Below are 24,933 nucleotides of genomic sequence, written 5' to 3'. Positions count from 1 at the left end.
TGTTCGTCAATCGTTAAAGACCAAACAGAACAACATGTTACAAAACAATACGGCAGATCCCGGTATGTTTACCTACAATTCTTGTGGCTTTTTGTGATTCTGTCAGGAGTGGCCGGAATAACCGGAAAGGCATGCGAAATGTTAGGGGATATGGAGAGTCGTCGCTTCGCGCCGCAGGGAAGGCCTCCCTGCGCTTATCTGCCCGCTTTGTTTGGGCGATGCTTTTATTGCTGGCTGCGATAGCGCAGGCCGAGGCATTTGAGGTACAGCCGTTACCTGATGCGGACAGATTCTCTCCGTCACTGGAGTATGTCGCCACTGCTCATGAAGCTCGGGTTCCCCTGCGGGTCTTTGATGCAGAGGACGCCTTGGCTTGGCGTCCTCTGCCGCAGCGCTCCAGCAGTCTCGGATTCGATGGGGGGCAAGTCTGGTTTCGAACCCAACTGATCAATAACTCGGACCGGGTAATCCATCGACTGGCGGTTGTGCCCGCGCCGTTCCTGGATCACTTGTCGTTGTTCGTCCGCCATGACGGTAAAACCGTCTCTCACTGGATAACCGGGGACCAACTGCCCTTTAAGGATCGCCCGATTCGGCATGCGGACTTTGTGTTTCCGATGACACTGCTGCCTCATGCGTCCTATCAGCTGTATTTCAGTGTCAGCAATAGCGGACCGGCGATGTTGCCGTTAAGCATCTGGAAAGAGCGCGCATTTTTTCTGGAAGATGCACGTTTGAGCCAGATTCATGCGCTGTACTATGGGTTCCTGTTGTTCGCCGTTCTGTTCAATCTGTTGATATTTCTGGCATTGCGGGAATCCACCTATCTCTACTATGTGCTTTTCTCGCTGGCAATCCTGTTGATACAGGCCAGCCTGCATGGAAAAACCTATGAATATCTTTGGCCATCGCACCCCTCCTGGAACGTGGTCCTGCTGATCGGTGTGCCGCTTTCCGTCTTTTTCGGTGGTCAGTTCTCCCGCTTGTTCCTGCCCATACGTAGCGAACTGCCCATGCTTGACAGGGTTGTCGCGACGGTCGCCTGGAGCGCGCTTCTGTGGGCGCCTTTGTCCCTGGTGCTGCCAGCGGTTACCGCCAAAAAGGTGGGGTTGTTGCTGGCCTTTGTGATGGCCGTTCTTCAGGCCGTGGCGGGGCCTTGGCTGTGGGGGCGGGGGGTGCGTGTTGCGCGCTTGTTTACGGTGGCCTGGCTTGCGCTTGAGGCTGGCGTGATTATCGTAATCCTGCGTTCCATTGGCTGGTTGCCGGTCAATGATTTTACGACATCCGGTGTGGAAATCGGTTCGGCGGTCGAGTCCATCCTGCTGTCGCTTGCCATTGTCCAAAGGGTCTATGTGGAACGTAACGAGCGGCTTAGGGCGCAGCAGCGGATTATTCAGGAACAGCAGCGTCGCCAGAGAGCTGAAGACCAACTGCTGTATGAGGCGACGCATCATCCGGTGACCCTGCTCCCCAACCGGACGCTGTTGGAAACCCGTATGCGCCAGCTGATTCAGGATCACCCGGGACAACCGTTTCAGCTCTGGTTTCTGGAAATCAAGCGGTTACGGGATATCGAGAGGATGATCGGTTACGACAGTGCGCGGGACCTGTTGCTGCTCATGGTGGAGCGCATCTCTGCGTTAATACCGGACAGTCCGGTATTTCAGGATATCGATCCGGAAGCGATTCCGCGTCAGCGATTGGCATCGGTAGAGGCTGATACCTTTGCTTTTCTGATTTGCGGGCCACTGCATGACGAGATTGATCAAACGTTACATCAGCTGGTGGCACTGCTTCGGCAGCCTTTCCAATTTGGGCGACTGGCACTCGATCTGGATCCCCGCTTTGGTGTGGCTGTATATCCCGAGCATGATGTCAGTGCCGTCGGGCTGCTGCGCAAGGCCAACATTGCGCTGGATCTGGCTGAGCGGCGTCGGGAATTTTCCGTCTATCAGGAGAAACTGGCGCTTCAGAGCCAGCAGCGCCTGACGCTTCTGTCGGAGCTGGATATGGCGATAGAGCAGGGGGGACTCAGTCTTTGCCTGCAGCCCCAGTTGGATCTGACGACGGGTGACATTGTGTCCCTGGAAGCGTTGATCCGATGGAATCATAGTGAACGTGGACCGATTCCGCCTTCTGAGTTCATCCCCTATGCGGAACAGACAGGGGTGATCACCCGGGTGACGCGATGGGTTCTACAGCGAGCCCTGAGGATTCTCTGTGAGCTGAGTAACCGTGGCTTGGGACATGTGAGCCTGTCGGTGAACATTTCTGCTGTCGATCTGGAAGCCGCGAATTTTGCGCAGGACCTGGAAGAGGACATCCGTCAGGCCGGGGTGTTGCCGCACCGGCTTACGTTGGAGCTGACCGAGACCTCCGCCATGAAGAACGCGCAACTGGCGCAACAGGTGCTGGCGTCTTTGGGCAGTATTGGGGTCGAGCTGGCTTTGGACGATTTCGGGACCGGCTATTCGTCCCTTGCCGTCATCCAGCGCATGACGCTGAACGAAATCAAGATCGACCGTAGCCTGCAAATGGACATAACCCACTCGGCAGATGCCCTGAATATCGTACGGACAGCGGTCGAAATGGGGCACAGTCTGGGGTGCCGCATTGTCGTCGAGGGGGTTGAGGATGCCGAGACGCTGGCCTGTCTCGGCAAACTGGGGTGTGATCGCGTTCAGGGCTATTGGGTCGCTCGCCCCATGCCTGTCGCTGAGGCGTTGAACTGGGTGGCGCGACGTAGCCCGTCAATGACAGGCGCAGCGACTAGGACTCCTGGTTCTGGGATTCTGGAAGAGGCCAGCCCCCAAGGTCCTGCCACCGATTGACAATGGCACAGAACAGCTCTGCCGTCTTTTCCGCGTCGTAAATGGCTGAGTGTGCTTCTCGCGCGTTGAATTCAATACCCGCCAACTCGCAGGCTTTTGCCAGTACCGTGTGGCCGTAGGCGAGACCCGCCAGTGTGGCGGTATCGAACGACGAAAACGGGTGAAACGGATTACGCTTGATGTCGGCCCGGTTGGATGCGGCGAACAGGAAACTGTGATCGAATGTGGCGTTATGGCCTACCAAAATGGCGCGATTGCAATTTTGGGCCCGCACGGCCTTGCGGATCGCGCTGAAGATTTCTCCCAGTGCGTCGCGCTCAGGAATGGCTGCCCGCAGCGGGTTGTAGGGATCGATACCGGTAAAATCCAGAGCGGACTGCTCCAGATTGGCGCCGGGGAACGGTTCTACATGCCGACTGACGGTATGCTCCGGATAGATGGTTCCCGACTCGTCCATGGCCAGAATAACGGCTGCCACTTCCAGCAACGCGTCCGTTCTTGCGTTGAATCCTGCGGTTTCCACATCAACCACAATAGGGAGGAAACCGCGGAAACGCCGGGCCATCAATGGAGCTGTGCTGTCCTCGAAATCTATCACGGGTCACCCTGTTCTGTGTGGCCGGTTTCCGCTAGTCGCCAATGTAAGGTTTCACCGGCGTGCAGGGGTATGATTTCCTCGTCACCAAACGGCAAGGCCTGCGGTACAGTCCAGGGCTCCCTGATCAGGGTGATCTTTTCCTGGTTGCGGGGCTGGCCATAGAAGTCAGCCCCGTAATGGCTGGCGAACCCTTCCAGTTTATCCAGCGCTCCCAGTGATTCAAACACCTCGGCGTACAATTCTATGGCGGCAAAGGCCGAGAAACAGCCCGCACAGCCGCAGGCCGATTCTTTGCGGTTGCGAGCGTGGGGCGCTGAGTCGGTGCCAAGGAAGAAACGAACGTCTCCGCTGATGGCCGCTTTCTGTAAGGCCTCCTGGTGGTCTCGGCGCTTCAGGATCGGTAGGCAATACAGGTGCGGGCGTACGCCGCCGACAAGCATATTATTGCGGTTGAACATCAGGTGTTGGGGGGTGATGGTGGCACCCAATCGGCGAGTTCGGCTTTTCACGAACTGCACGGCTTCGGACGTCGTTATGTGCTCCAGGACCACCCGTAGCTTCGGAAAACGCTCAACCAACGGCTCCAGTACCTGTTCGAGGAAGTAGCGCTCCCGGTCGAAAATGTCGATGCCGTCTGTCGTTACTTCGCCGTGGATCAACAACAGCATGCCGCATTCGGCCATTGCTTCGAAAGTGGGGTAGAGGCGGGTAATCTGCGTCACCCCCGACGCCGAATTGGTCGTGGCGCCGGCCGGATAGAGTTTGCAGGCGACGACGCCCGCAGCGCTCGCCTTGCGTATTTCGTCCGGCGAGGTTTCATCAGTCAGATACAGGGTCATCAACGGCGTGAAGTTGGTGTCCTGCGGTGTCGCGGCGAGAATCCTCTCCCGGTAGGCCAGGGCCGCATCGGTCGTCGTTACCGGCGGGACCAGGTTGGGCATGATGATCGCACGCGCGAAGCGGCGGGCCGTATGCGGAACGACAGCGGCAAGACTGTTGCCGTCACGGACATGGAGATGCCAATCGTCCGGGCGCGTTATGGTGATCGACTTGTTCATGGCGGTTGGACTCTGACTGATCGATATTGGATCGCTGATCTTGATTGATATTGGGTCGCTACAGAGGCGCGGACACTGTCATTGGGTAGTATCCGGCTGGTGGCGCAGATTACAAGCGGTGACAAAAATCCAGCGAAGTATATCAGAAGGAAGGCGTACGGGCGGTAAAGTTTCTGGACGGGAGGCCGCTATAACGACTATGCGGCGATTCCAGGGATGGGGTGGCGAAAGGGGCATTCTCCGGCGCCCTTCGCGGTGCTGCGTGGTTGCCTAAATCCGATATCCCGGATCCATTGCTATTCCGGGCTGTCCCGAACTGCCTGTGGCCGATATGACAACGAACCGCATAATGCTCCGCTGTTTCTGCGCTTCCCTGCTGCTTTGGCAGCCTTTTGCGAAGGCGGTAACCTACAGTGCGGGCATCGAAAACAGTCAGTGGTACCTGTCGTCGTCCATTTTCGATTGCAGCCTGACTCATGACATCCCCAATTTCGGCAAAGCGGTTTTTGAGCATCGTGCGGGCGAGCGCCTGCGGTTTTATCTCGCGCCGGTCGTCAATCCGTTGAAGCCGGGACTCGCCTCCCTGGTTATAGAGGCGCCGGCCTGGCGGCCGGGATCGTCTGTGCATGACCTGGGCACGGTGAAAGTGGCGAAAGGCGACCGTCCGGTGACTATCGGCCCCCGCCCGGCGGCGCAGATGATGGCCAGTTTGCAGGCCGGAATGATGCCGGCGTTGACCCGTGCAGCCTGGTATGGAAAAGAACCGGTTGAAGTCCGTCTTTCGTCAGTGAACTTTTCGCCCAAATTCGCGGATTTCCAGTCCTGTGTCAGTGGGCTGCTGCCGGTTAATTTCGATCAGGTTGTCCGCACCACGGTGCTGTTCGGCGACAACAAGTCAACGTTGACCGCGTCGGACATGGCCAAGCTGGATCGTGTGATTCTCTACGTCAAAGCCGATCAGACTGTCACGAACATCTATGTTGACGGCCACACTGATAGCACGGGGCGGAGGCTGTACAATCGGTTGTTGTCCAAGGGACGTGCTGAGGCGGTGACACAGTATCTGATAGATCACGGGGTTCCCGCTGCCAAAATTACCACGCGCTACCATGGCGACCGCCATCCGATAGTGCGAAATAACTCTCCGGTGGACCGTGCACGTAATCGGCGGGCAACGATCCTGCTAGAACGCAATCCCGATGGCGACTCTGCTGCCGCCACCCAGAGTGCCGGTGCCTCCCAGACGATGGATGTGTCGGAGCCGACTGTCCCTCCGGGCTGATGCCCGTCTCGTCGGACAACCACGAAGACTGTAGGCCGGCGTCGACCGACCTCAAATCTGATAGAGCAGACTGATTTCCGTTTGCGTGTCTGTCGGTTTCTTCGCGTCGGGTGGGTTTTCCACGTAATAGACCGAGTAGGATAGCTTGAGTGCCAGCGAGTCCATGACGTTGGCGACGAGCGCGGTTTCCGACTGCCCTTCGATATTGTGTTGCCCGGAAAGGGTGAAGGTAGCCTCCAGGTTCTGTGTGAATTTTGCCGTCGCACTCAGGGGGAACAGGAACTTGGCGGCGGTTCTGGCCGTCGCATTGCTCTCGTGGCTGTCACCGCTGCTGTCGACGTCTTCGGGTTTTATTCTCGCGTAGCGATAACCCGGGCCGACTTCCAGGTCCAGGTGGGCGTCCTGCTTGCTGTAGTTGAGCGCCTTGTGCCAGGCCCTGAAGCCGTAACCGGCGGAGGCCGTCAGCACGTAGTTGTAGCCGCTGAACTGGTCCTTTAAGGCTGTCGTTCGCCCGAACAGGTAGCGGCTCTCCCCGGAAATTTTGAAATCCCTTTGATAACTTCCTTGGTATCGGGATGCGGTGGTTTTGCCGGAGTCCCTGCTGTAGATGGCGTTGAGCTTGAAATGATCGCGCCAGGTCGGGTCTTGACGCGTCAGGTCCAGCCCACCGGTCGCAGTTGTCTTCTCGGTATTGCCGGAGGTCGACAGGTAACCGAGTGACAGGTTGCCGGACCATTTCGGGATGTCGTTGGAGGGCGCCGGCTGGGCGATAACGAGTCCTGCATAGGGCAGCACCAGGATGACTCCGATGAAAGCGTTGGATTTCAAGGGGCTGTCTCCTCTTTTGTGAATAATTTGTTCGGTATTTCGACGTGTGCAGCCGCCGTTTACGTCACCGTGTGTCATTGCGATCACCTTGGAGCCCACCCCGTGGACACGGAGATCAGGATTGGACCGGGCCGTACAGTGCCGTACAATAGCGCTCCACTTACATTCCGACTTGCTGGAGCAGGCGCATGTCCAAGATCAACAAGGTGGTGCTGGCGTACTCCGGTGGCCTCGACACATCGGTCATCGTCAAGTGGCTGCAGGAAACATACCAGTGCGAAGTCGTGACCTTCACGGCGGACCTGGGGCAGGGTGAAGAAGTCGAACCCGCAAGGGCCAAGGCCCAGGCTCTCGGTGTCAAGGAAATCTACATCGAAGACCTGCGTGAAGAGTTCGTCCGCGACTACGTATTCCCGATGTTCCGCGCCAATACCATTTATGAGGGTGAATATTTACTGGGCACCTCCATTGCGCGCCCGCTGATCGCCAAGTACCTGGTGGATATTGCCAATAAAACCGGGGCGGATGCCATTTCCCATGGGGCCACAGGCAAGGGTAATGACCAGGTGCGCTTCGAATTGGGTGCCTATGCCCTGAAACCGGGCGTTAAGGTTATTGCACCTTGGCGCGAATGGGATCTGAATTCCCGTGAGAAGCTGCTGGCCTACTGCGAACAACATCAAATTCCTGTCGCGCGCAAGAAAGGTAAGTCACCGTATTCGATGGATGCCAACCTGCTGCATATTTCCTATGAGGGACAGGTGCTGGAAAACCCCTGGTCTGAGCCAGAGGAAGACATGTGGCTGTGGAGCGTCTCGCCTGAAAATGCGCCAGACAAGGCTACCTATGTAGAACTGACGTTCGAGCGCGGCGATATTGTGGCGATCGATGGCGAAAGACTTCCGCCGCATGAAATTCTGCTCAAACTCAACCAGGTCGGTGGCGCCAACGGCATTGGCCGGATCGACATCGTTGAGAACCGTTACGTCGGCATGAAGTCCCGCGGCTGTTACGAAACGCCGGGAGGCACCATCATGTTGAAGGCGCACCGGGCCATTGAATCGATCACGCTGGATCGTGAAGTGGCACACCTCAAGGACAGCCTGATGCCCCGTTATGCCGAGCTGGTCTATAACGGCTACTGGTGGGCGCCAGAGCGTAAGGCGATGCAGACCCTGATTGATGAGACTCAGGAGCCCGTCAACGGTGTTGTGCGGCTCAAGCTGTACAAGGGCAACGTCGTTGTGGTCGGTCGTAAGTCGGAGCAATCGCTATTCGATGAAAAGGTGGCGACCTTCGAGGAAGACGAGGGGGCCTACGATCAGAAGGATGCGGAAGGCTTTATCAAGCTGAACGCGCTGCGCCTGCGTATTGCGGCTGGAAAAGGGCGTTCCTATAGCTAAGCAACGTTTTCGATTGTCCTCTGTGCGAGGATGAGTCTGCAAAAAGCCCCTCCGATCGGAGGGGCTTTTTTGTAGTTCATCGCGTTTAAGCGGGAAGGCCGGATTCAGTTTCCGCAAGGGGCTGGCTACCCACCTTCCCCGTGCGCGATTTGCCAGTAAGCCTACTGAAACATGATGGCCTTCACGCTAATCCGCGATGAATCTTTTTTTGTGGATCTTTCTCATCGCTGTGCCTCGGGTTTGCCGCATTCCCGAACGTTCAGGGCACTGGATAGCAAACATTGAGCAAAAGAAAACCCCCGCCGAAGCGGGGGTTTTTGTGTTGCGACCAATCAGTGGTTATTAGTTCTGGTCCAGTGCCGACTTGAGTGTCGAGCTGGAGGTCAGAACGCTGTTGGTGTTTGGCGATACAACAGTACCGCTGGTCAGTCCGGAAATCGTCTCGGTCATCATCTCGCTAAAGGCGTTGGCGGTATTGCTGCCACCCGGACAGATGGTGTCCGTGCTGCTCGCAGGCGTTGCCGGAGAGACGAAGGTGCCGTGACGCGCTTCGGTACAGGGGTTGTCGCCCAGGAAGAACGATGCTACCGGCATTGCGGTTCCGGCCGTAGCGGTTGTAATCAGTCCCAAGCCGTTGCCATCGGCCAGCTTGCCGCCGCCCAGACCTTGGTCGACCAGTGCCATCAGGGGTTCCGTGCCAGCCAGCGGGGCCGACAGGGCCTGACCCAGCGGATTGACGTTCGCCTGGTTCGGCACGACCTTGTCGCCGACCACTTCTTCCATCAGCAGGTTGGGCTTGTTCGTCGACTTGATCGTCGCACCCAGGTCGACGCCGTAGTTCACCGGGTCTGCACCGTCGATCATCGACTGCATGATATACATGAAGTTCTCGAAGTTGGACGTGCCCTGGGCTGCACCGCCTGCTGCCAACGCTTGCAATACCTGACCGGAGAATACGGTGGAGTTTTCTACCAGTTTGGTCAGCATGCCACCGGTGTTCATCAGAGCGACGCTCTGCAGGTTCTTGAATGCTGGGTTTGCACCCAGTCCCAAGCCCTGAGTGGTCGAGTTATAGCTGGCTTGAACCGTCGGATCGGTACTGATCTCAGAGAACACCGTACCAGTGATGCCGCCGAGCGAATGGCCCACGAAGAAGACAGGCTTGCCGCTGAGCTGATGGGTGCTGCTGTTGTCGAGACTCATGGCGTTAATCGACGCTGACAGGTTCAGCAGGTCCATCACGCCCTGGCGAAGGTTGTCCCGGGCTGTCTGCAGGTTCACCAGGTTGATGAACAGGCTGCCGGAAGACACCTTGGTGATATCGGTTTCCTGTGCCGCACTGAACGTTGTCGGCTTGCTGGTATCACGCGTGAACATGAAGTGCCGTTCACCGATATAGGATGCGTTCGGGAACTGGGTCTTCAGGGTGGCATCGCTCACCAAGGGCGTCAGTCCTGAGATAGTGCCTACCGTACTGCCACCCAGACCGTGCAGGGGTTGATCGATGGCCACGGTCGCCAAACAGGTGTTGGAGGTGTTGACGGCAAAGTTGATCGCAGGGAAGGTTGCCACGCTGCGGTCGACGGTGATGCCATGCTGGAAGATGACCACACCGTTGATGCCGCTGGGGCAGACTGTAGTGTCAGGGTAATAGACCACGACCGGTGCGGCGACATAGGCTGTCCGCTGCGGGAACGGATAGTTGTAGGTCACGTTAAAGGCGGTTGCAGTCGTCGAGCCGGGAACGGCGTCTCGCGGGAACTGGAAATTCGACAGGCCGGGATAGGTTGCCTGCTGCGCTGTGATTTGCGTATTCAGTTCTTTCTCGATATCTGTATTGCCCTTCCAGTGGCCGTTGATCAGGCCGCTGCCATCAGTGCCGGGCAACTGCAGATAGTAGGGCAACTGGATCGCACCTTGATAAACCATTGTGTGGCTGGCCGCATACGCGAGTGCAGTGTTGGAAGCAGCCGCTGCAGCGACGGCCGCCATTTGTGCGGCAGTTTTGGTTTCACTTTGGATGAAATAGGTCGTGCGGCTCTTCGGATAGGGCAGTTCATCCTTGGCAGCCGCCGTCGCGATAGCCGTGCCGACGATGGTGCTGGCCAGGCTTGAATTCGCACTATAGGTGCCTACATCCGCCAACACGGCACTCTTCAATGCATTGTAATAGAGCGCGTAGAAGGTGGTTTTCTGATAGTCCGCAGAAGGGCCGTTAACAATAGCGTTGAACAGCGAGAACACATCGCTGGCTGTGTAGGTCACGTTATGATTGTCAAAATAGTCGCGGATTACCTGCAGACCGGAATCCAAGACCATTTTCTCGCCGAGCGTATTCAGGTAGGCACCTGGCGCAGCCAGGGTCTTAAGTACCTTGCCCGGTGACGAGGTTGTGAAACTGTATGACAGGGTCACGCTGTTGCTGACGCTGTTGGCTTTCAGTATGCCTGCTGCCAGGGCGTCTTCGCTTTGAATCAGGGTGCGGATAGAGTCGAGATTCGAGGGGCCAAGAGGCTGGTCGCCTTTGAACCAGTTGTATTCTTTGGAAGGCTGGGTCGGCTTGCCGTCCGCACCGGTTACGCCGTTCGTGATGACCACGAGGAATTTGGTCGCGCTAGGCAGCGGCTTGAGCGGTGTGATGCGGATAACGTTGTTGCTGCCGCCGTCGAGCGAGATCACCGATACGCGGTAATCCAGGCTGGCGAGCTTGGTGGTGTCGACGGGCGACGTCGAGTTGATATTCGTGGGATCGACATTCGGAATAGCGTCAGGCAGCGAGGTACTGGCGGCCTTCATGTTCAGAGGGAACAGGAAAACCGTCTTTCCCTTCAGCACGGTGCTGGGGTTCAGCGAACCGCTGAACTTGATATCGGTCTGGCCGGAAGTTGAGAAGCCTGCCAATCCGTTGATCGCCTGGGATGCGGGATCTGTTCCCGTGTTGTATCCGGTGAAATCGTAATACTTGCTCTGCGAGGCGCCCAGCAGCAGGAGCAGATCGTAATTGGCCGGGAATGCGACGGACGGCGAAAGCGGGTTTGGATTAAAAACCGGCGTAACAATGCTCGCGTCCTGGGTCGTGTCGATAATCGTTGGCTGGGGATCTGCATTGCCGGTCGAGGCACCCTGGAGACAGCCCGTAAGGGCGACCGAAGAGGCCACAGCAAGACTTATTAGCGTTTTCTTGAGCATGTGAGGGACCTTCTCGCCTGTTTTATTGTGTCGTTATTCGAAAGTCTTCTTTGTTATCAGCGCTGCGTGGCTGACGATCCTTGGTATTCCTTAGGCTTGCACTATAGCTAAGCGAAGCCAAGCTGTGATCGCACGAAAGTGTGATTATGCATTCCCATAAAAAGTAGCCGGGCGCCGTGCTTTTGTCGAATTTTTCCGGGTTCTTCGGTGTGTTAGCGCACATTTCGGGACGAAATCATTCTGCCGGGGAATACCGGTCAAGCCAAGCGAGGGGAAAGCCGGCCGCTTCTGTTTCGGTTACGGACGAATCCTGCCGTTTGACAAGAGGTCGAACTGAATCCTGGGGCGGAATGGGGTAAAATGCTGTCCGGTCCCGTGGCGCCCCAACGCAAAAGCGTATCGGACGAGGTTCTTCAGCCCATCCGCGCCCGTCACCCAGCGTAATCGTCAGCGTCGAAACGCGCTTTCCCGGGCCGTCCTCTCGCCTTGATTGTATGGCGTGGGCAGGGCGGTGTTTCCGGATGACCGAACGTAGCTAAAGAGTCTACTCAGCAGAGAGAGAGCCCATGACCACAGTGATTCGCCAGGACGACCTGATCGAAAGTGTCGCCGATGCGTTGCAGTTCATCTCCTACTATCACCCCACCGATTTCATCAAAGCCGTGCATGAAGCCTATGAGCGGGAAGAGTCCCAGGGCGCCAAGGATGCCATGGCCCAGATCCTGATCAACTCGCGGATGAGCGCGCAGGGGCACCGTCCGATCTGTCAGGATACCGGGATCGTGACGGTCTTTGTGACGGTGGGGATGGATGTCCGCTGGGATGCGACGATGAGCCTGGACGACATGATCAACGAAGGTGTTCGCCGTGCCTACACGAACGCGGATAATGTCCTGCGGGCCTCTGTCCTGGCTGATCCGGACGGTGCCCGTCGCAATACCAAGGACAACACGCCGGCCGTGATACATCACAAACTGGTGCCGGGTAATACCGTGGATGTCCATGTGGCGGCCAAGGGCGGTGGCTCGGAAGCGAAGTCCAAGTTTGCCATGCTGAACCCGTCGGACTCGGTGGTCGACTGGGTGCTGGAAATGGTGCCCAAGATGGGGGCGGGCTGGTGTCCGCCCGGCATGCTGGGCATCGGTATCGGTGGTACCGCCGAGAAGGCGATGGAACTGGCGAAGGAGTCGCTGCTGGATCCGATCGATATTCACGAACTCCAGGCCCGTGGTGCGTCAAATCGTGCCGAAGAGCTGCGCCTGGAGCTGTTCGAAAAGGTCAACCAACTGGGTATTGGTGCCCAGGGGCTGGGTGGACTGACGACGGTTCTGGACGTCAAGGTGAAGGACTACCCGACCCACGCCGCCAACAAGCCGGTCGCGATCATTCCCAACTGTGCCGCCACTCGCCACGCGCATTTCGTGCTGGATGGCACTGGCCCTTCACTGCAAACACCGCCGAGTCTGGACGACTGGCCGGATATCACCTGGGAAGTGGGCGAGAATGTTCGCCGGGTGAACCTGGATACGGTGACACGTGAAGACATCAAGGCTTGGCAGCCGGGCGAAACGGTCCTGCTGTCCGGCAAGATGCTGACTGGCCGGGATGCAGCCCATAAGAAGATGGTCGATATGCTGGCCAAGGGCGAGAAGCTGCCTGTCGATCTGACCGACCGCTTCATCTATTACGTCGGGCCGGTTGATCCGGTACGGGAAGAAGTCGTCGGCCCCGCGGGCCCGACCACAGCAACCCGCATGGATAAGTTTACCCGCACCATGCTGGCTGAGACCGGCCTGATGGGCATGATCGGGAAGGCCGAGCGCGGACAGGTGGCGATCGATGCGATTCGCGATTTCGGCGCCGTCTACCTGATGGCGGTCGGTGGGGCGGCCTATCTGGTGTCCAAGGCGATCAAGGCGGCCAAGGTCGTGGCCTTCGAGGAACTGGGGATGGAGGCGATCTACGAATTCGAGGTCGAGGACATGCCCGTGACTGTTGCAGTCGACACCAAGGGGGTTTCCGTTCACCAGACCGGTCCCCAGATCTGGCACGACAAGATCATCGCCGCCCAGCGCGCCTGATCACGTGTTTCGGCGCCACCTTTTCGGTGGCGCCCATTCCTCTCAAGCGGTCAGGAAGAGCAGCTGATTGACAGCTTTCTTCCCCAGTCCGGCGGTTCTTTCGCATAGCGCTCGTAGTCCGGTTGCTCGTCGTAAGGCTGTCTAAGCACCGCGAGCAGGCGGTTGACCTCCGAATAATCGCCCTGCTGCGCCTGCTCTATTGCCTGTTGCGCCAGATAGTTGCGCAGAATGTACTTGGGGTTGGTCGCCAACATGCGATCGTATCGCCCTGTGTCGGTCAGGCTACCTTCTGTTTCCAGCCGCTTGCGATAGCGTGTAAGCCAGTCTTCGCAGGCTTCGCGATTGACGAACAGGTCGCGGATGGGAGCCGCATCGGGGTTGCCAAAGTGGCTCAGTCGTCGGAAGAACAGGGTGTAATCCACCCGATGCTCGTGTAATAGGCGGAAAAGGTCCATCACCAGGGACAGGTCATCCTCCTGTTCCGTCGTCACTCCCAGTTTGCGACGCATGTTGCCTAGAAAGGCAGTGTTGTAGGCGGTTTCATACTGACTGAGAGCGCGTCGAATATTGTCTTCCGGGAGAATGGCGGTGAAGGCGCGGGCCAGGCACTGGCTGTTCCAGAAGCCGATCAGCGGCTGCTGGTTGAACGCATAACGGCCGTTGTGATCGGAGTGATTGGAAATAAAGCCGGCCTGGAAGTCGTCGAGAAAGGCGAAGGGGCCGTAATCGAAGGTGTCGCCAATAACCGACATGTTGTCGGTATTCATGACGCCATGGGCAAATCCGATCGCCTGCCAATGAGCGATCAACTGGCCGGTTCGGGTCAGTATCCGGGTCAGCAATGCCTCGTAGCGATCTTCAGCAGACGGATGATCCTGCAAGTCGGGGAAACAGGTCTGGATCGTATAGTCAGCCAGGGTTCTGACGGCCTCTTCGCCCTGGTGGTAGAAGGCATATTCGAAGTGCCCGAAACGAAGGTGGCTTCGGGCCAGGCGCATCAACGTGGCAGCGGTTTCCTGACCTTCCCGATAGACCGGGTCGCTGGCGGAGACGATAAAGAGGCCGCGCGTGGTGGGAATACCCAATCCGTTCATCGCCTCACTGCACAGGTATTCGCGGATCGTCGAGCGGAGAACGGCACGTCCGTCCCCGAAACGGGACCAGGGGGTGCGGCCGGCGCCCTTGAGGTGCCAGTCCCAGCGCCGACCATCGCGATCCAGCGTCTCGCACAAAAGCAGGCCCCTGCCGTCGCCCAGATCGGGATTGTAGGCACCGAACTGGTGGCCGGTGTACTTCATGGCCAGCGGCTCCATACCTTCCAGAATCCATTGTCCTGCTCCCAGCTCTGCCAGCGCCTGCCGGTCCAGTGTTTCCGGGTTCAACCCCAATTGCAGCGCCAGCGGTTCATTGAGACTCACCAGTTTGGGATCGTGCAGGGGTTCCGGCATCACCCGCCGGAAAAATGACTCCGGCAATGCCGTGTAGGTATTCTGGATATTCAGTGTTTCCAGCGAGGACATCGTCAATTTAGGTCGATCACTCTAAAAGTGCCTGTTAGTTTGCTTCATTGAACGGGTGGCTTCCCCATCGGCCTATACCGTTCCTGGTGAGACGGGCATTCGGGCTTTCCGCGTCGCATTCCTGTCAGGAGTCGACGCTTCTAGTCTGTCGGCGAGGAGAGGTCCAATGCAAGAAAATCTGCCCTTGGTCGAACGCATATTGACGATGCTCGGCGGCTCGTTGCAGGAAGACTTTCAGCGGTACCGAAACCATGTCTACCGGGTAATCCGGCTGACAGAGGCGTTTCTACCGGCTCTTGAAGAAGAGGAAAGGGCGCTGATTCAGGTTGCGGCTGCCTGGCATCAGGCGGGGATCTGGCAGCACAAAACGCTGGATTATCTGGAACCGTCGGCTGATCACGCCAGTGCCTGGCTGGCCCAGCACCTTGAGGTGGGGACCTCGTCCCTGGCCTATAAACAGCGCTTGGTTCGACAAATGATCTTGAACCAATACCGGCTGCGGCCCTGTCGCCAAACGAAGCTGGTGGAGGCGTTTCGCAAGGCTGTATGGAGCGATCTTCTCGGCGATATCTTTCGTTTCGGCTTGCCGCGCGCACAGTTTCGTTCAATTCGGCAGGCTTTTCCGATCAGGGGATACCAGCGGCGGGGCTGGGCACTGGCCATAGAGCGTTGTCGCCATTTCCCGTTTTCGCCGTTACCCATGCTACGCTGGTGAGTTTTCACGCGTAGGATTTTTTTATGACGGATGTGCCCCGCCTGCTGGTGCTGTCTGCCTATGATGCCGGTAGTCATGCCCGCTGGCGGAAAACGCTGATGTCGGGGGTGGAGGACTGGACCTGGCAGGCGTTGACCTTGCCGCCCCGCTATTTCCGCTGGCGGATCCGTGGGAACCCGTTGAGCTGGCTCAATGAAGCTTCTCTGGATGAGCATTGGGACCTGGTGGTCGCCACATCGATGGTTGACCTGGCGACGTTGCGTGGCTTGCATCCGCGGTTGGCGGGGACGCCGGCAGTACTCTATTTCCATGAAAACCAATTCGCCTATCCCGGCAGCGATCGTCAGCACGCCAGCATCGATCCGGCGATGGTCAACCTGTATGCGGCGTTGTCGGCCGATAGACTGGTTTTCAACAGCGACTGGAACCGGCGCAGTTTTCTGGCGGGGGTTGAACAGTTGCTACAGCGCCTGCCAGATGCCGTCCCAACGGGAATAATCGACCGGCTTGGCGAAAAGGCCTCGATCCTGCCGGTTCCCCTGGAAACGGATGTCTTCCGCCCACATGACGCCGTCCCGGATTTTTCGCGACCTCATGTGCTTTGGAATCATCGATGGGAGTACGACAAGGGGCCGGAGGTCCTGTTGGCATTTGTCGAACATTTGAAAGGTCTCAAGCAGCCCTTCAGGCTCAGTGTCGTGGGGGAGGGTTTTCGTCGCTGTCCGGCACCCCTGACCCGGCTTCGGGAGGCTCATAGTGACGTTATCCACCACTGGGGATTTATCCCGGAGGTGGAAGACTATCGGAGGCTATTGGCGCAGGCGGATCTGGTACTGTCGACCGCGTGGCACGATTTTCAGGGGCTCAGTGTGCAGGAGGCGATGGCCGCTGGCTGTTTGCCCTGGGTGCCGGACCGTCTGGCCTACCCGGAATATGTGCCGAACGGGTTCCGCTATCCGGCGGTGGAGGATGCGATTGCGCAGGGGCAGGTGGCGGCAGAGAACCTGGTCTCTGCGCTGGCCCATTGGCGGGCGGCGCCTCCTGCCGTTCCCGATATCTCCGGTGTGGCGGCCTCGGCGCTGCTGCCCCGTTACCGCAGCCTGTTCGATTCCCTATTGCGCTGACGGCAGGTGTTGACGCACCTTTTGGGCGGTAGCAGGCTTCAGGCGCTGCTGTGCGAGAAGCCAGTCGATACAGTCCCTGAGTGTCTCCCTGGCGGGCCTGGGGTTGAGGCCGAAAGTCCGGTTGGTTTCGGCAGTGTCCAGATAGCAGTAGCGTTCGACGACTTCGTAGACCAGATCGTAGGTGACCGGCGGCGTTTTTCTGATCAGCCGAAAGAGGCGCTCGACCCATTTCGCCGACCATAGCATCAGTCCCCGGCTCAAACCGACGTGCAGCGGCCTGATACCTGTGAGCTCTCCGAGCAGGCGGCCAATCTGGCGCACTTCCAGATTTTCGCCACCCACAACGTAACGACGGGCATTCTCTCCAGTTGTCAGCGCCGCGACGTGGGCAGCAGCTACATCCCGTACATCCACCAGATTGAGGCCTCCCTGGTAGGTCTGGCCCTGGCCGTTGAGCCAGTCCCTGACCAACTGGTTGGAGGGCGTGATCCGGTAATCGAGTGGACCCAAGACAAGGGCAGGGCACAGGACAACGAGGTGGATGCCGTATTGTCTGGCAAGGGCCTGGGCAGCTTCTTCACTGAGCGTCTTTGCCACATAGTAGGGGTTGTGGGGATCGCGGTTCCAATCGTCGCCGGTCAACAGGTGCTGCGGATCGTAGGAAAATCCGATGGAGGCCACCGAGCTGGTGTACACGATACGTTTGATGCCGCGGGCGTGAGCCGCCTCAAAAATATGGCGTGCTCCCTGTAATGCCGGGGCGACAATGACCTCCGGGTCTCGCGCTTGGGTTTTATAGACGGCGGCGAGGTGAATGATGGCGTCGACGCCCTCGGTGGCGGCCATCACCGACTTTTCGTCCATGACATCACCTATTACGCGCTCGCAATCGACGCCTTCAAGGCCTCTCAGGTCGGCGTTGGGTCGAACCAGGGCGCGTACCTCATGGGCGGCGGCAGTTAGCTGGCGCACGACATGCGCGCCGATGTGGCCGTTGGCGCCAGTGACCAACACCTTCATTTATTGACCTCCAGGGAAAGACCGGCCAGAGGCTGGCCGGGTGCTGTCAGGTTTTTGCAGACCGTCCGTTGGTACGGAACTGGCTGACGATATTTTCCAGGGTTTCTGCCGAGCTGGATAGTGTGTGGGTGGCGTCGACCGTTTCTTTCAGACGGCTGACCAGATCGTCGCCATAGCTGGCGACGCCATTGAGGCTGCGGCTGATCTCGCCTGACGTTTGAGTCTGTTCCTCGGCAGCGGCGGCTACATGTTGGGTCAGTTCGGTGATGGTGCCGACCAAACGGACGATGGTTTCCAGGGCTTCGCTGGCTTCGAGGACCTGGGTACGGGCTGATTCAGACTGTTGTTGGCTGGCTGTCATCGCTGCAACGGCCTTGTCCGCACCTTGCTGGAGACGCGAAATCATCTGTTGGATTTCGTCCGTCGAATCCTGGGTACGCTGGGCGAGGGAGCGGACTTCGTCGGCAACGACGGCAAAGCCGCGGCCCTGCTCGCCGGCCCTGGCAGCTTCGATAGCAGCATTGAGCGCGAGCAGGTTGGTCTGGTCGGCCACTCCGCGAATGACATCCAGCACCCCGCCGATATTCTGGGACTCCTGAGCCAGCTCCGTCATTGTCGAGGCGGACTCGGCAATGTTGCCTGCTAGGGTTTCCATGGCCTGGTTGGTGGTCTGTACCAACTTACCGCCTCGTACGGCTGCGGCATCGGCCTCCTTGGCGGCTTCGGCGGATTCACCTAGGCGCCGGGCGACGTCCTCGTTGGTGGTGACCATCTGCTCGACAGCAGCAGCGACGGTATCGAGTTCCTGCTTTTGCTCGGCGGATGCCTGTTCCGCGCCTTTGACGACCCGGATGACATCTCCCGATGTTTCCCGGTTGCGACTGATCACGCCGTCCAGTTCGCCAATCATCTGGCCGATCTTGGTGGCAAAGGTGTTGAAGGCTTCTCCGAGCCGGGCCAGCTCGTCCTCGCCCGCGGTCGGTAACCGCTGGGTCAGGTCTCCGTCACCGGATGCGATATTCTCCAGTGCGTCGGCGCTGGATTCGAGTGGCTGAATAATACTGTGGCCGATCATGAAACTGGCGATTATCAGAATCAGCAGCCCTGCTGCGATCAGGCCTGAGCGGGTGATCATGGCGTCCCGGAAATCGGACGAGATATCGTCCAGGTAGACGCCGGAGCCGACAACCCAGCCCCAGGGTTTGAACAGTTTGACGTAAGAGGTCTTTTCGACCGGCTCGTCGTGACCGGGTTTGGGCCACAGGTAATCTACCCGGCCTTCACCCTTGGCTTTGGCAACGTCGACAATGGCCTGAAACAGGTGCTTGCCGGCAGGGTCTTTCACAGCGGCGAGGATCTTCCCGTCCAGCGATGGCTTGATGGGGTGCATAATCATGCGGGTGTCGAGATCGTTGATCCAGAAATAGCCATCGTTACCATAGCGGAGGTCGCCGAGAACAGATTTTGCCTGGGCCTGCGCCTGTTCTTCGGTCAAGGTTCCGGCTGTCTGCAACTGGTAAAAGTGATTCAGTACACCAGCGGCTTCTTCCACCACATTGCGTGTCTGGGCCTGACGGTCGTGGAGCAGGGTTCTGTACAGCGAGCTGCTGCCGAAATATTCCAGGCCCAGCAGCAACAGGACGGCCAGCCCGAACAGGATCAACAGGCGGCGTTGAATGCTCAGCCGACGCAGCATTTCGATCATGGGTGGTACCTCAATTATTCTTGTCTGGCTCCCGGTGTCCGGGAATGGTCTAAGTCAGTCTAGACCTTGAACGGGATTATGTAAGGTCGAGCGCCGGATTCGCCGGGTCCGGTCTGGCGGCCGACGGAAGCTCAGGTAGCCAGTCAAGAGCTGTCACAGCGTCGAGGAAGCGTCCTTCCAGCGGAGCCTGGAGGATCAGCGGGGCGCCGGTTCCCGGGTGCGATAGCGACAGCTGATAGGCGGCCAGCAGGAGACGGTCGACACCAAACTGTTCCTTGAAGAAGCGGTTGTGGGGGCCCTTACCGTAAGTGGTATCGCCGATGATCGGGTGGCTGATATGTTTGAGATGACGCCGCAACTGATGGCGCCGCCCGCTGCGAGGCGCCAGGTCCATCAAGGCATAGCGGCTGGTCGAGTAACGTTTGTCGACGCTGACGGGGAGCTCCCGGGTGGCGAGCCGGTGGTAGAGGGTCAGGGCTGGCTGGGGCTCGGCATCAGGACGTTTCCGGCGCGAATTGAGGTCGTCGATGTCGGCAATCGCATGGCGGATGATGCCGCCGAGAGGCGGATGGCCGCGAACGATCGCCAGATAGCGCTTGCGGACGCTTTGCTGTTCGAACTGACTGCCGACGTGTTTCGCCGTTTCGGCATCGAGCGCAAACAGGAGCACGCCTGAGGTCGGTTTATCCAGCCGATGGACCGGATATACCCAGCGTCCCAGTTGGTCACGCAGCATCGCCATGGCAAAACGCGTTTCCCGCCGGTCCACCGGGCTGCGGTGCACCAGCAGTCCTGTGGGTTTGTGAATGGCGACCAGATAGTCGTCCTGATAAAGAATTTTTAGCGGGGGTGTTTCCACGTCATCTGTCTGCGTTGTAGGGTGGTTTGCGGGTGGCTGAGCCAGGCTGGGCATATCGTCAGCACAGACGTTAGCACAGACGCCTCGGTACACAGTACAATGCCCTGTCTCAGGAAGATGAAAGGCGGGTCCGGCAACTCCCCCGGCGGGGCCCAGCGTTCCAGCATCGGATAGCGTGGTACATGTCGTCTCAGGACAATAGACCAGTCAAAAAGCCGCAGGGCCCGTCCGCAGAACGGCTCGAAGGCAAGAAGATCATCGAGATCAACCTGCCGGTCCTGAAAGCCCGCACTGACGCCATTTTACGTGGCGCGGGTTCGTTCGCCATGAGTACCGCGAAACTACCATCCGCCTTCGTTCCTTTGGCGAGGTTGCTATTGCGGGACGAGGACATGACGCGGGCGGAGCTGGCGACCGAACTGGACCGCCTGTTTGCGGTGTTGTACGAGCATCCCTTGTCCGAGCACAGCCGTGCGTTGACGGTCTACCTGCGACGCTATCGCTTGATTCCCAATGAGGAATCCACTGAAAACCTGATCCGATTCCTGGTCAAACAGGTGGTGTTGCGCAGTCCGGTGGAAATTCCGGACGTCATCGTCGATGAATTCTGGCATTTCTTTCAGGAGCTGATTGCCGCTCCCGAATTGAAGGGGCTGGTCGAACTCAATCTGGAGATAACCCGGGCAGTTCTGCGGACTTATGAACCTCTATTGGTAGACCTTCTTAACCGGGTTAAGCACCTGCGACGGGTCAATCAGGTAGCGTTGGCCGACATGCTGGGCAAGGTTCAGGTCCTGCGTGGCGACCTCGTGATCCTGCGCCGCCAGATCCGGGCCATTCGCTATATCAAGCCGTTCCTGCAGACTGATCCCCAGGATTTTCACGCCCAGGCCCAAATCGTCGCCAAGATGGTGCGGGAATTCGGTCCGCTATTCGTCAAGATGGCGCAGGTGGCGGCGGCCAACTCGGACTTTCTGCCGGAGGAAATCGCACGGGAGTTGCAGGTCTTCCAGGAAGACGTCGACCCGATGTCGCCGGAGGAGGTCAATCAGGCCTTCATGGAGTCGCTGGGTAAGCTGCCACGGGATATCTATTTCAACTTCGACGTCAATGCGCCGCTCAAGTCGGGTTCCATCGGTTCGGTCTATCTGGCGAAGAAGCCGGTTCAGCGAGATGGTATGGAGCTGTTGGTGCCGGTGATCGTCAAGGTTGCGAGGCATAATCTGGAGCGTGAGTTCCAGATGGGGGCGCTGGCGATAGAGCTGATGCTGGTCAGCTCCCAGTACTGGGCGCCGCATTCAAAGCTGCTACCCTTCCTGCGAGCCATGGCTGAACAGGTCAAGGAATTCACCCGTGGCTTTGAGCAGGAACTGGATTTCGAGGCCGAAGCCGTCGTACAACGGCGCTTTGCCCAGCGTGCCGAGTATTCGAAGGTGTGGCATGTACCGGACGTGTACTCGGTATCCGGCCGCATCCTGGAAATGGAGTTCCTTGAGGACGCCGTGGCGGTCAACCGGGCACTGGCTGCAGAAACCGGGAAGCCCCGTCGGCGTCTGCAGCGGCGAATTGCCGAACACTTCCTGTTTGCGATTCTGGAACAGTTGGTGGTTCACCAGGAGTTCCATGGCGATCTGCATCCCGGCAATATCCTGGTCAACGAACGTGGCGAACTCTATCTGATCGACTGGGGTAACGTGGTCGATATGCGTGGCAAATGGTCGATGATCTGGAATTATCTGGTGGCCGTGCTGGCCGGCGATACTGAGCGCCTGGCTGATAGCCTGATTGGCATGAGCACCGAACCTGACATCCATGCTGAACGGCGTGACGATATTGTCGCAGCGTTGAATGAAACGCTTCAGAAAAAGCGTATTGCGCCCTTGCACCGCAAGCCGGTTCGTACGCTTTACCGTGAAGGCGTTCCGGGGCTGCGTCGGCGGCTGCAGACGGCAATGCACCTGATGTCGAACACCTACCAAATGGGGCTGGTCGTGCAGAGCGACTACCTGCACCTGTCCCGCTCCCTGGTAGCCATGGCCGGTACCTATGCGGGCTTTTACAAGGGCATGTCGCCGCTGATTCTCGGCCGGGACCTGTCTGTGGATCTGGCACTGTTTCCGTTCAATCTGGCGCGTGAGCGGTTCTGGGAGCGTCGCGGGCAGTTGCTGATGGCACTGAGGGACGAGCGGCTCTCATGACAAGAGTCCGTTTGCCCGGTCGTTTCGTCAAAAGACGCCTCTGATGATGTTGGCATGTCCTCCATTTTCCCTGGTTACCGCTAACGACGACTTTGTCCTGATCGACAAGGCGCCGAGCATCGATATGCATCAGCGTGGTGAACAACCGGGAATCGTGACTCAGGTGCGTGAAGCGCTGGGGTTCGACGAACTCTATCCGGTCCACCGTTTGGATAGCATGACCTCCGGATTACTGTTGCTGGCCAGGCACCGGGCGGCGAATCAGGCGTTATCAGGACTGTTTCGGGAGCGGCGGGTCGAAAAGTATTATGTGGCGCTGTCCGATCGCAAACCATCCCGTAAGCAGGGAAGGGTTGTGGGGGATCTGCTGAAAAGTCGGGACGGGAGCTGGAAGCTGGCCAAGACCATGGAAAACCCTTCGGTAACCCGCTTTCTCAGCCAGGGCACTGGGCTGGGATTACGCCTTTTCCTGTTGCGACCTTTCACCGGCAAGACGCATCAATTGCGCGTTGTTATGCGCAGTCTCGGCGCGCCGATTTTGGGCGACCCCCGTTATTACTCCGGTACCTCTCCCTATCTGGCGGGCGAAGGCACCCTCTCAGGAGCCGATCGCGGCTATTTACATGCCTTCGGACTTGTTTTTCCCTGGCAGGGAGAGGTTCTGCACTGGGTGGTGCCACCGACGCAGGGCAGACTATTCAATGAACCTGCGGTCAGGACGTCGCTGGAGGCGTGGTCTCAGCCCTGGTCGCAAGGCTGGCCGGAAGGGAGTCTTCTCGTCCCCAAACCCTGAATCGGGTGGGAGACCTTACGTCAGTGTGGTCTTTTCCTTGCCGCAGCGGATGCAGCGAGAGAGTGTCACCAGCCGCCCCTGCTTCACATCAAACTTTCGTTCCTGAACGATCTTCCATTTGTGGTAACCGTTCTTGCACAGGGTATGGGCCTTGGCGCGTTTTTTCAGGTCCGGTTTGCGAAAAGGAATGACGTTCGACATGGTAATTACTCTGGCGAAATACTATTGCAGGGCCTTAATGCGCCCTCTCTGCCATCGCCCATTACGGCGTTGTATGATACTCCCCAGCCGCGAATAGTATGGCACGATGTCGTGTCTCCCGGATATGTCTGAACCGGTAGGGTCAGTGATGCCGGCGAAGGGGAGGCGGATCTGCGGTTTCTGGATGGTGCATGAGCGTACTGGTCGACAATTTTCAACCCTCTTCCGATGAACCGGTGGCGAACGCGCGCTCCCGCCGAAGTCTTGTGCTGTGGCTGGTTCTGATCAGCCTGCTGGTGCATATCGGTGTGCTGATCTACCTCAATCAACGATGGCTGCTATGGCAGAAGACCCTGGCAGAGAAGACACCTCACGATATTACGTTGGAATTGCAGACACCGTCTTTGCTGAAGGCAAAAACGCCGGTGAAGCCCAGCGCGGTTGAGAAATCGCCTCCGAAACCGAAGCCAAAACCCAAGCCGGAAGAAAAACACGAGGCCAAACCAAAGCCCAAGCCAAAACAGGAACAGGCGGCCGCCACGCCGCCTAGACCTATGCCGGCGCCTAAACCTAAGCCGCTGCCGAAGCCGGCGCCTAAACCCGCGCCGAAGCCGCAGCCCAAGGTCCCCAAACCGCCGACCGACGATAGGCCGCCGCTACCTCGGGATACTGCGAATACGGTGGACCTGCGCGGTAACACCTTTAAGGGGCCGGATACCCAGCAGCCGGTGCATGGTGATCATCCCAAAGCCGACCAGTTACCTGAAGTGGCCGTTGGTCATCAATTGGGCAAAGCGCCAGGGAGTGATAAGCGCGTTGGGAAAACGGCACAGCCGAAAGGTCATCCCAACATCAAGCCTGAAAAGGCCGGGCATGGACTCGCCAAGGCGCCAAAGGTGGCGCCTGCGTCCCAGTCCTCGGTAGCCATGACGCGAGCTCAGAGCCAGCAAAAGGTCGCCAAGCCGACGCTAAAGCCAAAGAAATTGGCGACCGAGGCGCTGGCCAATGCCTTGTCGGATATCAGTATGAGCAATGGCCAGCGATCCGGTACCGGAGCTTCCTTGGGTATTCCTCAGGGCGAAAAGGACCGATTGAAGGGCATGCAGGCGCTGAACGATCAGAGCCTCGGGAAAGTCCGCGTGGGTGAACCTTTTAGCGAAATCGAGGCGCGGCGTATCCGTATGGTCAATCTGTACCTGCGCGCCATGCGCAAGCAGATCATGGCACAGTGGCATCCGCCGGCAAGCAGCCTGCCATCGGAAAGCGGGGTCGTGGTTTTTGAGCTGGATTCCGAGGGGTTCCTGGTCAACGCCTATGTGTATCTGCCGAGCGGCGACCCGTTGCTGGATGAGAGTGCCCTGGATGCTGTCAGGGCCGTGGTGCGTTATGACGTGCCCAAATCGGAGATGGTCGCCTCCGAGTATTACCGTTATTTGCGCTTCACCTACAGCGGTCAGGCTGTCGTCCCCGGCCAAAACCAGTAGAATTGCCCCTCTTTGGGTGTCCTGTGCGGCCAGGCCGCGACGCC

At 58.4% G+C, this 24,933-nt stretch carries 18 protein-coding genes; 9 read left to right on the top strand and 9 right to left on the bottom strand.

The window, feature by feature from the left end; translation table 11 throughout:
- The first annotated feature begins 131 nt into the window (after positions 1 to 131).
- Entirely contained in the window at positions 132 to 2,831 is a 2,700-nt protein-coding gene (locus CLR77_RS16785) for an EAL domain-containing protein (protein ID WP_097461837.1), read from the top strand.
- Here the strand turns inward: CLR77_RS16785 and rnt are convergent.
- Together rnt and pyrC are read right to left on the bottom strand one after the other, a co-directional pair.
- Positions 2,770 to 3,396, bottom strand: coding sequence for a ribonuclease T (gene rnt / locus CLR77_RS16780; protein ID WP_097461836.1), 627 nt, complete (start codon positions 3,394 to 3,396; stop codon positions 2,770 to 2,772). The genes CLR77_RS16785 and rnt overlap by 62 nt on opposite strands.
- A 29-nt stretch (positions 3,397 to 3,425) precedes the next feature.
- Positions 3,426 to 4,487 carry a dihydroorotase gene (gene pyrC / locus CLR77_RS16775; RefSeq protein WP_097461835.1) on the bottom strand — a complete coding sequence of 354 codons (1,062 nt, stop codon included), beginning with the start codon at positions 4,485 to 4,487 and terminating at the stop codon, positions 3,426 to 3,428.
- 331 nt (positions 4,488 to 4,818) lie between these two features.
- Here pyrC and CLR77_RS16770 point away from each other — a divergent pair, with 331 nt between their 5' ends.
- On the top strand, positions 4,819 to 5,769 hold the full coding sequence (locus CLR77_RS16770; protein ID WP_097461927.1) for a flagellar protein MotY: 951 nt from the start codon (positions 4,819 to 4,821) through the stop codon (positions 5,767 to 5,769).
- Between the two features lie 51 nt (positions 5,770 to 5,820).
- Here the strand turns inward: CLR77_RS16770 and CLR77_RS16765 are convergent, their stop codons facing one another.
- Entirely contained in the window at positions 5,821 to 6,597 is a 777-nt protein-coding gene (locus tag CLR77_RS16765) for a DUF481 domain-containing protein (RefSeq protein ID WP_158227229.1), read from the bottom strand.
- A 188-nt stretch (positions 6,598 to 6,785) separates the two neighbouring features.
- Here CLR77_RS16765 and CLR77_RS16760 point away from each other — a divergent pair, with 188 nt between their 5' ends.
- Entirely contained in the window at positions 6,786 to 8,000 is a 1,215-nt protein-coding gene (locus CLR77_RS16760; protein ID WP_097461833.1) for an argininosuccinate synthase, read from the top strand.
- A gap of 342 nt (positions 8,001 to 8,342) precedes the next feature.
- Here the strand turns inward: CLR77_RS16760 and CLR77_RS16755 are convergent, their stop codons facing one another.
- Positions 8,343 to 11,189, bottom strand: coding sequence for an MECDP-synthase (locus CLR77_RS16755; RefSeq protein WP_097461832.1), 2,847 nt, complete (start codon positions 11,187 to 11,189; stop codon positions 8,343 to 8,345).
- A gap of 566 nt (positions 11,190 to 11,755) precedes the next feature.
- On the opposite strand from CLR77_RS16755, the gene CLR77_RS16750 reads away from it, so the two are divergent.
- On the top strand, positions 11,756 to 13,270 hold the full coding sequence (locus CLR77_RS16750; RefSeq protein ID WP_097461831.1) for a fumarate hydratase: 1,515 nt from the start codon (positions 11,756 to 11,758) through the stop codon (positions 13,268 to 13,270).
- Positions 13,271 to 13,320: 50 nt separating this feature from the next.
- Here the strand turns inward: CLR77_RS16750 and CLR77_RS16745 are convergent, their stop codons facing one another.
- The gene (locus CLR77_RS16745; protein WP_097461830.1) at positions 13,321 to 14,790 is read right to left on the bottom strand and encodes a protein adenylyltransferase SelO; all 1,470 of its coding nucleotides are present in this window, start codon (positions 14,788 to 14,790) and stop codon (positions 13,321 to 13,323) included.
- Between the two features lie 166 nt (positions 14,791 to 14,956).
- Here CLR77_RS16745 and CLR77_RS16740 point away from each other — a divergent pair, with 166 nt between their 5' ends.
- Positions 14,957 to 15,505 (top strand): phosphohydrolase, encoded by a 549-nt coding sequence (locus CLR77_RS16740; protein ID WP_097461829.1) that lies wholly within the window; start codon positions 14,957 to 14,959, stop codon positions 15,503 to 15,505.
- 23 nt (positions 15,506 to 15,528) lie between these two features.
- Positions 15,529 to 16,629 (top strand): tRNA-queuosine alpha-mannosyltransferase domain-containing protein, encoded by a 1,101-nt coding sequence (locus tag CLR77_RS16735; protein WP_097461828.1) that lies wholly within the window; start codon positions 15,529 to 15,531, stop codon positions 16,627 to 16,629.
- Here CLR77_RS16735 and CLR77_RS16730 read toward each other — a convergent pair.
- The 3 genes from CLR77_RS16730 to CLR77_RS16720 all read right to left on the bottom strand — a co-directional run bounded on the left by CLR77_RS16730 (position 16,618) and on the right by CLR77_RS16720 (position 20,213).
- Positions 16,618 to 17,649, bottom strand: a complete 1,032-nt coding sequence (locus tag CLR77_RS16730) for an NAD-dependent epimerase/dehydratase family protein (protein ID WP_097461827.1) — start codon at positions 17,647 to 17,649, stop codon at positions 16,618 to 16,620. The two genes, CLR77_RS16735 and CLR77_RS16730, sit on opposite strands and share 12 nt — an antisense overlap.
- A gap of 46 nt (positions 17,650 to 17,695) precedes the next feature.
- On the bottom strand, positions 17,696 to 19,354 hold the full coding sequence (locus CLR77_RS16725; RefSeq protein WP_097461826.1) for a methyl-accepting chemotaxis protein: 1,659 nt from the start codon (positions 19,352 to 19,354) through the stop codon (positions 17,696 to 17,698).
- Positions 19,355 to 19,430: 76 nt separating this feature from the next.
- Positions 19,431 to 20,213 (bottom strand): pseudouridine synthase, encoded by a 783-nt coding sequence (locus CLR77_RS16720; protein ID WP_227519966.1) that lies wholly within the window; start codon positions 20,211 to 20,213, stop codon positions 19,431 to 19,433.
- Between the two features lie 182 nt (positions 20,214 to 20,395).
- Between CLR77_RS16720 and CLR77_RS16715 the strand changes: the two genes are divergently transcribed.
- Both CLR77_RS16715 and CLR77_RS16710 read left to right on the top strand, forming a co-directional pair.
- Positions 20,396 to 22,411 (top strand): AarF/UbiB family protein, encoded by a 2,016-nt coding sequence (locus CLR77_RS16715; protein WP_097461824.1) that lies wholly within the window; start codon positions 20,396 to 20,398, stop codon positions 22,409 to 22,411.
- Positions 22,412 to 22,454: 43 nt separating this feature from the next.
- Positions 22,455 to 23,204, top strand: a complete 750-nt coding sequence (locus tag CLR77_RS16710) for a TIGR01621 family pseudouridine synthase (protein ID WP_227519965.1) — start codon at positions 22,455 to 22,457, stop codon at positions 23,202 to 23,204.
- 15 nt (positions 23,205 to 23,219) lie between these two features.
- Here CLR77_RS16710 and CLR77_RS16705 read toward each other — a convergent pair whose 3' ends face one another.
- The gene (locus tag CLR77_RS16705; protein WP_097461823.1) at positions 23,220 to 23,405 is read right to left on the bottom strand and encodes a hypothetical protein; all 186 of its coding nucleotides are present in this window, start codon (positions 23,403 to 23,405) and stop codon (positions 23,220 to 23,222) included.
- 191 nt (positions 23,406 to 23,596) lie between these two features.
- Here CLR77_RS16705 and CLR77_RS20460 point away from each other — a divergent pair, with 191 nt between their 5' ends.
- Complete coding sequence (locus CLR77_RS20460; RefSeq protein ID WP_158227228.1) at positions 23,597 to 24,889, top strand: energy transducer TonB; 1,293 nt, start codon at positions 23,597 to 23,599, stop codon at positions 24,887 to 24,889.
- Positions 24,890 to 24,933 lie beyond the last annotated feature (44 nt).

The organism is Mangrovitalea sediminis, from assembly GCF_002514725.1.
GTDB lineage: Bacteria > Pseudomonadota > Gammaproteobacteria > Pseudomonadales > Oleiphilaceae > Mangrovitalea > Mangrovitalea sediminis.
Note: the sequence above shows the minus strand (reverse complement) of the source record. Positions and strands in the feature narration are given on the sequence as shown.

Bases quoted from the DNA above. Each gene is read 5' to 3' on its own strand.
- CLR77_RS16770 (WP_097461927.1), top strand. From the start codon at position 4,819: ATGACAACGAACCGCATAATGCTCCGCTGTTTCTGCGCTTCCCTGCTG.
- CLR77_RS16785 (WP_097461837.1), top strand. From the start codon at position 132: ATGCGAAATGTTAGGGGATATGGAGAGTCGTCGCTTCGCGCCGCAGGG.
- CLR77_RS16715 (WP_097461824.1), top strand. From the start codon at position 20,396: ATGTCGTCTCAGGACAATAGACCAGTCAAAAAGCCGCAGGGCCCGTCC.
- CLR77_RS16750 (WP_097461831.1), top strand. From the start codon at position 11,756: ATGACCACAGTGATTCGCCAGGACGACCTGATCGAAAGTGTCGCCGAT.
- CLR77_RS16740 (WP_097461829.1), top strand. From the start codon at position 14,957: ATGCAAGAAAATCTGCCCTTGGTCGAACGCATATTGACGATGCTCGGC.
- CLR77_RS16730 (WP_097461827.1), bottom strand. From the start codon at position 17,649: ATGAAGGTGTTGGTCACTGGCGCCAACGGCCACATCGGCGCGCATGTC.
- rnt (WP_097461836.1), bottom strand. From the start codon at position 3,396: ATGGCCCGGCGTTTCCGCGGTTTCCTCCCTATTGTGGTTGATGTGGAA.
- CLR77_RS20460 (WP_158227228.1), top strand. From the start codon at position 23,597: ATGAGCGTACTGGTCGACAATTTTCAACCCTCTTCCGATGAACCGGTG.
- CLR77_RS16710 (WP_227519965.1), top strand. From the start codon at position 22,455: ATGATGTTGGCATGTCCTCCATTTTCCCTGGTTACCGCTAACGACGAC.
- CLR77_RS16755 (WP_097461832.1), bottom strand. From the start codon at position 11,189: ATGCTCAAGAAAACGCTAATAAGTCTTGCTGTGGCCTCTTCGGTCGCC.
- pyrC (WP_097461835.1), bottom strand. From the start codon at position 4,487: ATGAACAAGTCGATCACCATAACGCGCCCGGACGATTGGCATCTCCAT.
- CLR77_RS16705 (WP_097461823.1), bottom strand. From the start codon at position 23,405: ATGTCGAACGTCATTCCTTTTCGCAAACCGGACCTGAAAAAACGCGCC.
- CLR77_RS16745 (WP_097461830.1), bottom strand. From the start codon at position 14,790: ATGTCCTCGCTGGAAACACTGAATATCCAGAATACCTACACGGCATTG.
- CLR77_RS16725 (WP_097461826.1), bottom strand. From the start codon at position 19,354: ATGATCGAAATGCTGCGTCGGCTGAGCATTCAACGCCGCCTGTTGATC.
- CLR77_RS16735 (WP_097461828.1), top strand. From the start codon at position 15,529: ATGACGGATGTGCCCCGCCTGCTGGTGCTGTCTGCCTATGATGCCGGT.
- CLR77_RS16760 (WP_097461833.1), top strand. From the start codon at position 6,786: ATGTCCAAGATCAACAAGGTGGTGCTGGCGTACTCCGGTGGCCTCGAC.